This window comes from Polynucleobacter asymbioticus, from assembly GCF_018687575.1.
GTDB lineage: Bacteria > Pseudomonadota > Gammaproteobacteria > Burkholderiales > Burkholderiaceae > Polynucleobacter > Polynucleobacter asymbioticus_C.
The window spans coordinates 1047743-1059501 of record NZ_CP061297.1 but is presented as its reverse complement, the minus strand read 5'-3'; the positions used below and the strand labels follow the sequence as shown (position 1 = coordinate 1059501).

The window sequence follows — 11759 nt, the reverse complement described above, 5'->3', positions numbered from 1 at the left end:
AAATGGCCTAAAACAGGGCTAAATCAGTAATAAATTACCAATTTCCGCTAGTTTTACGAGATTTTAGTTCCATTGCTTTAGCTTCGCTAAAAGCAGTAGCCAATAGTACAAAGAAGTCTTTAATTGCAAATAAAGGCTTAAAGCTTAACGCTGGTGCCTGATGAAACTGTACTGAGTTTGAATGTGCCATGGTGAGCTCCTTAAGGGTTAACCCTAATGATACACCTAGTTACTGCAAACGGCATTAATTAAATAGTTTTAACTAATAGGTGCTGGTGTGTCGGTATTTTTGGTCCCATGCATTTTTATAGGCAGTAGTCATGCCAATCATGATGGAAGTGGTCCATGCCAGCGAAAAAAGACCGCTCAAGGAAATGAAAAATGCAAAGGTTTTCCAGCCATCCAGAAGGGTGTCTGATTCAAAACCTACGGTTGTGTAGCAACTACCCGCAAAGAGAATTGCATTAATGGGATCTTTCATGATGCCAAGTCCAATGATGAAAAATGACCAAAAGAGAATTTCAATTACGTGGAACAGGGCCAGAAACATGAAGGTGGCGTAAAAATGAAAGAAAACACGGTTGTATTGATGATCCGCAAGATTTTTACGAGTAAGGCGTTCAAAGCGCATGTAGACATGGTTAATGGCGCTGCCGTGAAACATCAATAGGCAAATGAGAAAGCCGACCCCCCAGGCTGCGTCTCGCGCCAGTAGCAAAAAAGGAAATCCAGAGAAAGCATCGATAATATTATTCATGAGGGCCTTAAAAAGGGGCTCAGGCATTGATACCTTGGCGGGTTGATAATGTCACATCTCTAATTTCATGTAAAGAAACCCTTGACCGAGCTTCACATGCCAGGAGGAAAGCAGAAAGAACGCTTTTTCTTATTCTCTTTGGCCGGAATTCAATTCACCCATATTCTGGACTTCATGATCATGATGCCTTTGGGTCCGGAATTTATTCGAGAGCTCAATATCAATACCCATGAGTTCGGCCTATTACTCTCTTCGTACACATTTGCTGCCGCCATTGCCGGAGTCTTCGCTACATACTTCATAGATCGATTTGAGAGGCGGGCTCTGCTGCTGAGTTTGTATGCCTGCTTTATTGTTGCTACTTTGATTTGTGGTTTGGCGCCGGATTACCATTCCCTGTTTATTGCCCGTGCGTTTGCAGGAGCGTTTGGGGGTATCTTAGGCTCACTAGTTCAAACCATCGTTGCAGACTCTATCCCATTTGAGAGAAGAGGTAAGGCCTTAGGGACGGTGATGTCTGCTTTTTCAGTGTCAACCGTTGCAGGAGTCCCTTTGAGTTTGTTATTGGCAAATAACATTCCTTCTTTGGGTTGGCGTGCGCCATTTATCTTTATTGCTTTGATATCAAGCCTCATTTTGTATTTGGGATATCGCAATATTCCTAAAATTTCCGGACATCTTGGTCATACTCACGAGGGCAGTCGCCTTAGTCAAATTTGGAACATCTTCTTTTCCCATCAACACTTACGTGCATTTATCTTTATGGCGCTCATGATGTTGACAGGATTTTCTGTAATTCCCTATATCGCTCTCTACCTCACCTCGAATGTAGGTATTGATAACTCTTATATTTCTCTTGTCTATTTATGCGGTGGGATTGCGACGCTGATGAGCTCACGACTGATTGGTCATATGGCCGATCGGTACGGTAAGGTTCAGATTTTCAGAGTGCTTGCAGTCATTAGTCTTATCCCCATCCTGGTAACAACTAATTTGATGCCAGTTCCACTTTGGGTGGTGCTGATTAATTCCACCGCCTTCTTTATTTTGGTTTCGGGACGCATGATTCCGGCAATGGCCATTGTGAGTCAAGTAGTGGATTCCAAGATTCGAGGTACCTTCATGAGTTTGATGGGTTCCGTTCAAATGCTGGCATCCGGACTGGCCTCAGTGATTGCTGGTGCAGTGGTCACTATTACTGCTGATGGGAAGATGGAGCACTACAACCTGGTTGGCTATGGAGCAGCTCTGTGTGGCTTGCTTACCTTCTGGTTGGTGGGCTATATTCATACTGATAAACAAGCGAAGTAAACCTAATTTTTTAGAGAAGGATTGTGATGATCACATTTCAAAGGCCAGACGGTAAATCCAGTAGCGCATATTTGGCGGAGCCAGTAGATGTAAAAAATGCTCCTGGTGTAGTGGTGATTCAGGAGTGGTGGGGTTTGGATGATGAGATTAAAAATGTCGCCAATCGTTTAGCAAAAGCAGGCTATCGGGCCTTAGTACCTGACCTCTATCGTGGCAAGCTAGCCATAGAGGCGAATGAGGCTGAGCATCTCATGAATGACCTCAATTTTGGGGATGCCGCTAGTCAGGATATTCGAGGTGCTGTTCAATATCTGAAGGCAACGGGTAGTAGCAAGGTTGGTGTTACCGGTTTTTGTATGGGAGGCGCACTCACAGTATTGTCTGCTGGTCTTGTTCCAGAGTGCGATGGAACGGTGGTTTGGTATGGTTACCCTCCATTGGAATACGTTGATGCGTCTGCCATGAAGAAGCCGATGCTAGCGCACTGGGCTCTTCACGATGACTTCTTCTCGATTGCTGGTGTTGATCAACTTGAAGAAAAGCTCAAAGCAAGTGGTGTCACGTACGACTTTCAGCGCTACGAAGCCAAGCATGCATTTGCAAATCCAAAGTCAGATGCTAGAGGTCTTCCTCCATTGCAATACAACTCTGCCGCTGCTGATTTAGCTTGGGACCGCACCATGACTTTCTTAAAAAATACTTTAGCTTCTTAATAAGCCATTTAAAGGTTCACATGTTTTTCAATTGGATTTATAAGCGTAGTAATACTCAGATATTAATTATTTTGGTCTTATTCTTTGTAGTTTTGCTGGATGTCATGCCGAGGGTTTTGCAAGCTATTCCCATGTTTGCCCCTACTCAAGACAGTACTCGATTGGGCTTGAGCCTTTTTGGTTCGATCATTACTTTAAGCGGCCTGTTAATTGGTTTTTTATTAAATCAAGCTCAAACCAATTTTCGTGAAGTGCAATCTTTAGTGTCCAGAGAGGCTGGTCAAATCAATAATTTGGATCGTTTACTAGTTCGTTACGGAGATCCCGCAATTATTCCTGTGCGTAAGGAGTTATTCCAATACATGAACTCGATTGTGAATGACGAGTGGGATTTGTTAAAAGTAGGTCAGGGCAGCAAAGTAACCCATATGCTCTGGCGAGGTATTTCGCGTCAACTCCTGTCTCTTGAGCCCCATACCAATAGACAGACTGCCATGTATACCGATATCCTTAAAAAAGCTGAGGAGGTTGCCGAAAGCAGGGAGTCAAGAATCGAGCGCTCTTCCGTGCGCTTGCCGAATTTATTTTGGGTCGTCATCATTATTTGCATGGTGGCCTTACTTGGTATCAACACCTTGTTCCTGCCATCGGATTCTTTTTTCATGGGCTTAAAAATTCTGCCAGTGACCTTAGGCGCGCTAATTTCACTCTTGGTCATTACGGACCAGCCTTTTAAGGGGCAAAGCTCTGTTAAAGCCGACCCTTTCCGTAAAATTATTGAGTCCATTAAAACTCGCACCGAATAATCGCTTAACTTTTTTAATTCTTATGCATCTATTTGCCGAAAACCTCGCTGTTGAACTTTCCTCCTATTACCGTAATCTTGCCTTAGGACATGGCGTGATTCCGAAGGTCTTCACCTTGGTGAATGGTGCAGGTGATCAATACCTCTTTTTTATTGATGATCTGCGCATGGATAAAGATGAGGAAGATCAATTTCTGGCTTATATCGTGCAAGAGCATGAGGCAGTTTGTTATGCAAGGGGAACCTTAGTTATCTTGGACAAAAGTCAGCAGCTCATTGAGTTCGCCGTAATTGATCAAGATGACATTGAGGCGATCGTTTGTTCAGCTCAGTTGACGAGGGATATTGACGATAAGCCGGTTGGGCTCAGCGATTTTGAAAAGACCTTGGCCCCTAAAAAATCCATCTTCTTTAGCGGCCTCTTTGAGCCCATTAAGCTATCGGAGGACAAGGCTGAGGAGTTTGAAAGTCTTTGGGATGAAATGAAGCCCAAGATCTTGCATCGAACCATGGGAATTTGATTGCCTATTGAAAAAGGGCTGTTTAGTCCCCATATAGGTCTTTGTAGGTGTATTTGGTGCCCAGGAAGGGACTCGAACCCCCACAACCTTACGATCGCCAGCACCTGAAGCTGGTGCGTCTACCAATTTCGCCACCTGGGCATGCCGTTATTATAAAGGTATGCGCCTCTTGGCCCACTTTCTAACCCCCTTTGGGCTTTTCCCCTTCAGACTTAGTGGTTTGATACAGTAGCCTAAACAAGAATAATGATTGATATATAAGGCATGGATTGCCGAAGGAATTAAATGCGTAAAGCAAAAAACTTGGTGCCACGAGAGGCTGACCGCTTAGGTACAGTCCAAGGCCACCGAGATGGTTTTGGATTTGTTATCCCAGATGACGGTGGTGAAGATATTTTTCTTTCTGAAAGAGAAATGTCACGCGTTATGCATGGCGATAGAGTGAATGTCAGAGTTTTAGGAACGGATCGCCGTGGCCGACCTGAAGGTCAGATCGTCGATGTGATTTTGCACGCCAATAAGGTAGTCATTGGACGCCTCTTAAATGAGAATGGCGTTTTGATTGTTGCGCCAGAAGATAAGCGTATTGGCCACGATATTCTGATTCCGCCAAAGGGTCAGGGTAACGCTAAATTAGGTCAAGTCGTTAGTGTTGAGATCATTGACTATCCTGATAGCTACCGTCAAGCCGTTGGTCGCGTGGTTGAAGTGCTGGGCGAGATTGATGATCCCGGTATGGAGATCGAAATCGCTGTCCGCAAGTATGGCGTTCCCCACGAATTTTCAGTTGCGGTAAAAAAAGAAGCAGATGCATTACCTGATACTGTTCAGCAATCTGACCTTGAAGGTCGCGTGGATTTGCGCGATGTGCCTTTGGTCACTATTGATGGTGCCGATGCACGTGATTTTGATGATGCGGTGTATTGCGAACCTGTTATGTATGGGAAGAGTAAGGCTTGGCGTCTGATTGTCGCTATTGCTGACGTATCTCATTATGTCAAGCCTGGCCAGCCTTTAGATGATGAAGGTCTCTTACGTGCAACCTCAGTGTATTTCCCGAGACGGGTCATACCAATGCTGCCGGAGAAAATCTCGAATGGCCTTTGTTCGCTCAATCCTGGTGTCGATCGTCTGTGTATGGTGTGCGACTCCGTGGTGGATGCCAACGGAGTAGTACTGGCTTATCAGTTCTATCCAGCGGTTATGCACTCTGCGCAACGCTTCACCTACGATACTGTGTGGGAAATTCTCTCGAATAGCAAAGGTCCTGAAGCAACGCGTTTTGCTGAATTTAGGCCCTTGCTGACCAATCTCTACTCTCTTTACAAAATCCTATTGGATGCACGTCAAAAACGTGGCGCTATTGAGTTTGAAACCACTGAAACCCAGATTATTAGTAATGAGCTAGGTAAGATTCTGCGTATTGAGCCGCGCTTACGTAATGATGCCCATCGACTAATTGAAGAGTGTATGTTGACGGCTAACGTCTGCGCTGCAGACTTTATCGACAAGAATAAGCATCTCAGTTTGTATCGCGTTCATGGCGAGCCCTCTGAGGAGAAGTTGGTCACCTTGCGCCAAGTCTTGCGTACCTCTGGTTTGTCATTGGGTGGTGGTGAAAAGCCAAAACCAAAAGACTATGCCAAACTGATGCGAGAAATTAAAGAGCGCCCTGATGCCAATATGCTTCAGTCAGTTGTATTGCGTTCAATGCAGCAGGCGATGTATCAGCCTGATAACGAAGGCCACTTTGGTCTTGCCTATCCTGCTTACTCGCATTTCACAAGCCCAATTCGCCGTTATCCCGATCTATTGACCCATCGTGTCATTAAAGCGATTCTGGCCAAGAAGCCCTATACACCTGTATTGCCACCGTCAGTCCCACTGAACCTAACCCTGCCACGTAAGGGCAAAGGTCGTGAGAATGCGGTCAATGCGAAGAAGTCTCATAGCGACGCAAAAGAAGCGGCAGCGAATGGCACACGTTTACCTAAATTACCTAAAGGTGCCAACGCAGCATTACCGATTTGGGGTCAACTTGGTGTGCATTGCTCATCTAATGAGCGTCGTGCAGATGAAGCTTCTCGTGATGTCGAGGCATGGCTCAAGTGTTATTACATGCGTGACCACTTGGGTCAAGAGTATGCAGGTACGGTTACTGGCGTAGCTTCATTTGGTTTATTCGTGCAACTAGAAAACCTCTTTGTTGAGGGCATGATTCATGTTACTGAATTGGGCGGTGATTATTTCCAGTACGACGAGGCTCGCCAAGAGCTCCGTGGTGAGAGAACCGGTATTCGTTATCGCCTAGGTGATCGAGTCCATGTCTTAGTCAGCCGCGTTGACCTTGATGCACGCAAGATCGAATTTAGTTTAGTCAAGTCAGTTGGCTTGGAGCCAGGAGGCACCACCAATCGCCGTCAAATTGTCTTAGCTAGCGATACCGGTAGGCCCAATAAAAAAGCGTCTCCTAAAAAAGGTCGTCCCGGTAGCAAAGAGCCTCAAAAGCATTCTGGTATTAATGTAAATGCTGCTAAATCAGCCGGTAATCTCGGCGCCAATCAGTCGAAGAATCAAGCTGGTCGAACTGCAAGCAAGGTTGCTAAGTCAGGCAAGCCCAATAGGCCAGCTGGTAAACCAGCTGGCACTAAACCACCAGTTCGTAGCACTAAAGCGCGTCGTAAATAAGTAGTATTAAAGGATAGAGATCAGTAGAGATGAAGCAAATATTAGTTGGATTTCATGCGGTACAAGCGCGCTTACGGGTGGATGCAGCAAGCCTCAAGTCAGTGTATTTTGATCCGAGTCGTCGCGATCGTCGTATGGGCGATTTTCTCAAGCAAGCCGAAGAGATATTGGGCGAAAGACTTCACGCAGCTGATGCTGAGCGTCTACATAAGCTTGCAGGCCATGATCGCCATCAAGGTGTAGTGGCGCTAGCAGAGAAGATGACAATTGCTCGCACCATTACCGAGGTAGTTGAGGATGCAGAAAGCAATCAAAGCAAGGTGATGTTCTTGGTCTTAGATGGTGTTACTGATCCTCACAACTTTGGCGCATGTTTGCGTGTTGCTGATGGTGCGGGAGTTGATGCGGTAGTAATTCCTAAAGATCGTTCGGCATCCATCAATGCCACTGTTAGTAAGGTCTCTAGCGGGGCTTCGGAAGTAATGCCAGTCATTACTGTTACGAATCTTGTCCGTAGCATGAAAGAGATGCAAGAAGCAGGCGTTTGGTTGATTGGCACTGACGACGAAGCAGAAAAATCGATCTACGATCTTGATCTTACTGGCCCTATTGGCATCGTCATGGGTGCAGAAGGTGAGGGCATGCGACGTTTGACTCGCGAAACATGTGATGAGTTGGTACGCATCCCCATGAAGGGCGTTGTTGAAAGTCTGAATGTTTCAGTTGCGAGTGGCGTTTGCTTGTATGAGGCGCTCAGACAACGTTTAGCCAAAGAGTCTAAGTAGCAAGTAACTGCTGCACAAACTGCTCAAGTTGCGCTGGGGGTAGGGCACCGCTAATGCGGTGAACCTCTTTACCATTCTTAAATCCCGCTAAGGTTGGTATGGAGCGGATATTCCATTGTGATCCGAGTAGTTGTTCAGCTTCGGTATTTACTTTCACAAATAAAACTTGATTTGCATGTTTAATGGCGCTGGACTGAAAGGTTGGGCCAAACATCTTGCATGGACCACACCATGGTGCCCAGAAATCCACTATCACTGGCATTGTTGACTGAGTCACCAATTCGCTAAAGTTTGCGGAAGTGGCATTAATCGGTAGCGCAAGAAGCTCTTGTTTGCAGGATCCACAAACTGGTGTCTGATTGAGCTTTTCAGTGGGAACGCGATTTCCTTTACTGCAATGCAGGCAATGAATAATCATTTTGACTCCTCAATTGGCCAATCCAAAGGCTTACTTACTCAACAGTGTTTCTAGCTTGTCAGTATCAACGCAGAAATTACGTATTCCTTCGGCTAACTTCTCGGTAGCCATCGCATCATTATTTAACTGCAATCTGAAGTTCGATTCATCTAGCTTGAGGGCTGAGATATTCTCGCTAGCAAGCGCATTCGCTGCATCACTAGCATTGAGCTTTTTCTCAACCGCAGCCGTGCTGTTCTGAAGATCACTCAGCAGCTCTGGGCTGATGGTCAGCAAGTCACACCCAGCTAGTTCTAGTATTTGACTGGTGTTTCGAAAGCTGGCCCCCATGATTTCGGTGGCAATGCCAAAGTGCTTGTAGTAATGGAAGATTCGCTTGACCGATGTGACTCCAGGGTCATTTGCGCCGCCATGATTGACATCACTCCAGTTGCTACCTAGCTTAGCTTTGTACCAATCGGTAATGCGTCCTACAAATGGAGAAATCAATTTTGCATTTACTGCACCACAGGCCGCAGCTTGTACTAATGAAAAAAGCAACGTCATATTGCAATGAATACCTTCAGCTTCCAAAGCCTTGGCCGCCTGAATACCTTCCCATGTGCCCGCTAGCTTGATTAAAACGCGCTTGCGATCAATCCCGTGCGATTCATAAAGTGCAATCAGGTGTTTTGCCTTGGTAATAGTCGCCTGGGTATCAAAAGAGAGGCGGGCATCCACTTCGGTCGAAACTCTTCCTGGGACGATCTTCAAAATCTCAAGACCAAAAGCTACCAAGATGTGGTCGACCAAGTCTGCTGGTGTCATACCAGGGTGGGCTGATTTAACTTGGTTTACCAAAGCCTGATAGTTGGCTTGCTGTGCAGCCTTCAAGATCAAAGACGGGTTGGTGGTCGCATCCTGGGGCTGGTATTCCTGCATACGCTCAAAGTCGCCGGTATCGGCTACGACGGTAGTGAGTTGCTTGAGTTGGCTCAGTGCGTTAGAGGGTGATGTCATCGGTATTTGCAATGCTCTCGATTAATGAATCAGGGGAAATGGATTGAATATCATATGATAGATGCATAAATAAGGCTGTTCTAGTTCAAATAAGGATATCGGGCAAGATCATGAATCAAGATCAACTCAAGCAATTGGTAGGAGAAGCGGCACGGGATGAGGTGCTAAAGCTGCCCGCAGGACAAATCTTGGGTATCGGAACTGGCTCAACTGCCAACTGCTTTATTGATGCCCTGGCCCCCCATAAAGATCATTTTGCAGGAACAGTATCGAGCTCCAATGCGACAACAGAGCGCCTCTTAAAACATGGTTTTAAGGTTTTGGATCCCAATGAGGTGGAGCAACTGCCTGCTTATGTAGATGGTGCTGATGAAATCGATCCTGTAGGTCACATGATTAAGGGTGGGGGTGGCGCCTTAACGCGCGAGAAGATTATTGCCTCGATGGCGAAGCAATTTATCTGTATTTGCGACTCATCCAAGCAGGTTACGGTTTTAGGTGGCTTTGCCTTGCCAGTTGAAATCATTCCTTTATCCAAAGGAATTGTTACCCAGGAGTTGGCTAAATTGGGCGGAGTGGTAACGCTGCGGATGGCAAAAGAGACGCGTACGGATTTGGGACAGACTCCAAGTCAGCCTTTCGTAACAGATAACGGTGGCTGGATTTTGGATGTTGCTGGTTTGAAGATCGCCAATCCTATTGCGCTTGAAGCGCAAATCAATCAAATCGCCGGCGTCATTACTGTGGGGCTATTTGCAAAAGAAAAAGCGAATATTTTGCTGGTCAGTAATGCGTCTGGGGTGAACAGAATTACTTTCTAAATAAAAAACCCGACGGGGCAGCAAGCTGATCCATCGGGTTTGTTTGCCATGATTCTTCATGGCGCAGGCAAAAGGAAGAGTTTTGGTTCCCAGTGCCTATAAGCACATAGATATGCTTACGAGTAGTGGCTTTCGCCAATGTAGCCGATCACGAGATCTGACTGACTACGACTTCATCCTATGCCTCTAGATTTAACTCGTCAAGCAGTAATCAAAAATAATTACTCAGCTGGCGGTACATAGCCCTGAGCCATGTCTGCACCGCCTTCAAAGAAGTATTTTTCAACTTGCTTGAGTAGGTACTGACGAGCACGAGGATCAGCCATATTCAGGCGATTCTCATTAATCAGCATCGTTTGATGTTTTAACCAGTCAGCCCAGGCCTGCTTGGAGACTTGATTCCAAATCTTTTTACCAAGATCGCCAGGAAGTGGAGCAAAGTCCATACCTTCAGCTTCTTTGTTCAGTTTGATACATTGAACCATGCGTGCCATTTGTAATGCCTTTCAAATACGATGTACTAAATCAAAATAATGTAAACCAAAGAAAACTATAAAAGCCTATAGATCTTTGGTGAGAACCATGGATTTGCGATCCCAGTTATAAATCTGTTTTCTTTCTTCTGGAAGGTCATCAACGGAAGCACGTTTAAAGCCACGCTTTAAAAACCAATGCTCCGTTCTGGTCGTCAAAACAAAAAGCTTTTTAATGCCTTCCCGTTTTGCCCGCATCTCAACACGTTTCAGTAAACGCTCCCCATCACCGGAGCCTTGAACATCAGGATCTACAGCGAGGCAAGCAAGCTCACCAACACCATTGGGGAATGGGAAGAGGGCTGCACAACCGAAGAGAACGCGGTCATGCTCAATAACCGAGAAGCGCTGAATATCACGCTCAATCACGTCTTGACCGCGAGCGGCCAAAATACCTTCTTCTTCAAGTGGGCTCGTCAGTTGCAAGATGCCGCCAACGTCATCTTGATTGGCTTCACGCAAATTCTCAATATCGGATGAGGCCAACATCATGCCAATACCATCATGGGTAAAGAGCTCTTCTAGAAGTGCACCATCTTGATTGCAGGGCAGGAAGTGCACACGGCTTACTCCAGCACGAATCGCTCTACCTGAGATATTGAGCAAACTCTTCATGCCCTGATCAAGCTCAGGATGTTGGGTGACGTATTCTTGAAGTTGCGGCATAGAAAGCTCAGTAATGAAATCACCATCATCATCTTTTAAGCCTGCGTATGGACTCAAGAAAATGAGCTTGTCTGCTTTAAGTGCGGCAGCAGTAGATGCGGCCACATCCTCAAAGGCAAGATTAAATGCTTGACCAGTGGGTGAAAAGCCTAGAGGTGAGAGCAGAACAATCTTATTGCTATCGAGCGAGAGCTTGATTGAGGTCGAATCTACCTTTCGTACCAAGCCAGTATGGATGTAATCGATGCCCTCAACTACACCTACAGGCATCGCTGTAATGAAGTTACCCGAGATTACTGAGATGCGTGAGCCCGCCATTGGCGTATTCGGAAGTCCACGACTAAACGCGGCTTCGATATCAAGGCGCAATTCACCAGCAGCCTCTTTAACGCACTCTAAAGCTGCTGCATCTGTAATCCGATAACTGTGCATCGCACTTTTACCAAATTGACTCTTAATATTGCGGAGCATCAGTTGCTCTTCGATTTGAGGGCGAATACCGTGAACTAGAACAATGCGCATACCCATAGCATGCAACATGGCGATATCTTCAATCAGATTTTCAAGGCCAATTTCTTGAGCAAGTTCACCCGCAAAGGCGATAACAAAGGTCTTCTCGCGGAAGCTATGGATATAGGGTGCAACATCACGCAGCCATCCCACAAAAGGAAAGTTGGAGCTTGATTCTTCGGCGTTTGAGCCGGGGTTTGGTGCATTTGTTGGCATAGTGAGAAAATTATAG

At 45.9% G+C, this 11759-nt stretch carries 13 protein-coding genes and 1 tRNA gene; 7 read left to right on the top strand and 7 right to left on the bottom strand.

Annotation, left to right across the window (positions count from 1 at the left end):
* Positions 1 to 34: 34 nt before the first annotated feature.
* Both AOC19_RS05230 and AOC19_RS05225 read right to left on the bottom strand, forming a co-directional pair.
* Positions 35 to 190, bottom strand: coding sequence for a hypothetical protein (locus tag AOC19_RS05230; protein ID WP_215374415.1), 156 nt, complete (start codon positions 188 to 190; stop codon positions 35 to 37).
* Positions 191 to 262: 72 nt separating this feature from the next.
* On the bottom strand, positions 263 to 757 hold the full coding sequence (locus AOC19_RS05225; protein WP_215374413.1) for a hypothetical protein: 495 nt from the start codon (positions 755 to 757) through the stop codon (positions 263 to 265).
* 96 nt (positions 758 to 853) lie between these two features.
* Here AOC19_RS05225 and AOC19_RS05220 point away from each other — a divergent pair, with 96 nt between their 5' ends.
* The 4 genes from AOC19_RS05220 to AOC19_RS05205 are packed head-to-tail and all read left to right on the top strand — an operon-like array spanning position 854 to position 4107.
* Positions 854 to 2068, top strand: a complete 1215-nt coding sequence (locus AOC19_RS05220; RefSeq protein WP_215374411.1) for an MFS transporter — start codon at positions 854 to 856, stop codon at positions 2066 to 2068.
* Positions 2069 to 2094: 26 nt separating this feature from the next.
* On the top strand, positions 2095 to 2781 hold the full coding sequence (locus AOC19_RS05215; RefSeq protein ID WP_215374409.1) for a dienelactone hydrolase family protein: 687 nt from the start codon (positions 2095 to 2097) through the stop codon (positions 2779 to 2781).
* A 20-nt stretch (positions 2782 to 2801) separates the two neighbouring features.
* On the top strand, positions 2802 to 3587 hold the full coding sequence (locus AOC19_RS05210; protein ID WP_215374407.1) for a DUF4239 domain-containing protein: 786 nt from the start codon (positions 2802 to 2804) through the stop codon (positions 3585 to 3587).
* Between the two features lie 22 nt (positions 3588 to 3609).
* Positions 3610 to 4107 (top strand): hypothetical protein, encoded by a 498-nt coding sequence (locus tag AOC19_RS05205; protein ID WP_215374405.1) that lies wholly within the window; start codon positions 3610 to 3612, stop codon positions 4105 to 4107.
* Between the two features lie 54 nt (positions 4108 to 4161).
* On the opposite strand, the gene AOC19_RS05200 is transcribed toward AOC19_RS05205, so the two are convergent.
* Positions 4162 to 4248: transfer RNA gene (locus AOC19_RS05200), tRNA-Leu, on the bottom strand.
* Between the two features lie 144 nt (positions 4249 to 4392).
* Between AOC19_RS05200 and rnr the strand changes: the two genes are divergently transcribed.
* Together rnr and rlmB are read left to right on the top strand one after the other, a co-directional pair.
* On the top strand, positions 4393 to 6795 hold the full coding sequence (gene rnr, locus AOC19_RS05195) for a ribonuclease R (RefSeq protein ID WP_215374402.1): 2403 nt from the start codon (positions 4393 to 4395) through the stop codon (positions 6793 to 6795).
* 29 nt (positions 6796 to 6824) lie between these two features.
* Positions 6825 to 7580 carry a 23S rRNA (guanosine(2251)-2'-O)-methyltransferase RlmB gene (gene rlmB, locus AOC19_RS05190; protein WP_215374399.1) on the top strand — a complete coding sequence of 252 codons (756 nt, stop codon included), beginning with the start codon at positions 6825 to 6827 and terminating at the stop codon, positions 7578 to 7580.
* Here rlmB and trxC read toward each other — a convergent pair.
* Both trxC and tal read right to left on the bottom strand, forming a co-directional pair.
* A complete protein-coding gene (trxC, locus tag AOC19_RS05185) occupies positions 7573 to 7998 on the bottom strand; it encodes a thioredoxin TrxC (protein WP_215374396.1) in 426 nt (141 codons plus the stop codon). The two genes, rlmB and trxC, sit on opposite strands and share 8 nt — an antisense overlap.
* A gap of 30 nt (positions 7999 to 8028) precedes the next feature.
* Positions 8029 to 8997, bottom strand: a complete 969-nt coding sequence (gene tal / locus AOC19_RS05180) for a transaldolase (protein ID WP_215374394.1) — start codon at positions 8995 to 8997, stop codon at positions 8029 to 8031.
* Between the two features lie 110 nt (positions 8998 to 9107).
* Between tal and rpiA the strand changes: the two genes are divergently transcribed.
* On the top strand, positions 9108 to 9818 hold the full coding sequence (gene rpiA / locus AOC19_RS05175; protein WP_215374391.1) for a ribose-5-phosphate isomerase RpiA: 711 nt from the start codon (positions 9108 to 9110) through the stop codon (positions 9816 to 9818).
* Positions 9819 to 10039: 221 nt separating this feature from the next.
* On the opposite strand, the gene AOC19_RS05170 is transcribed toward rpiA, so the two are convergent.
* Both AOC19_RS05170 and argA read right to left on the bottom strand, forming a co-directional pair.
* Positions 10040 to 10312, bottom strand: a complete 273-nt coding sequence (locus tag AOC19_RS05170) for an oxidative damage protection protein (protein WP_215374389.1) — start codon at positions 10310 to 10312, stop codon at positions 10040 to 10042.
* A gap of 66 nt (positions 10313 to 10378) precedes the next feature.
* Entirely contained in the window at positions 10379 to 11743 is a 1365-nt protein-coding gene (gene argA, locus AOC19_RS05165) for an amino-acid N-acetyltransferase (RefSeq protein ID WP_215374387.1), read from the bottom strand.
* Positions 11744 to 11759 lie beyond the last annotated feature (16 nt).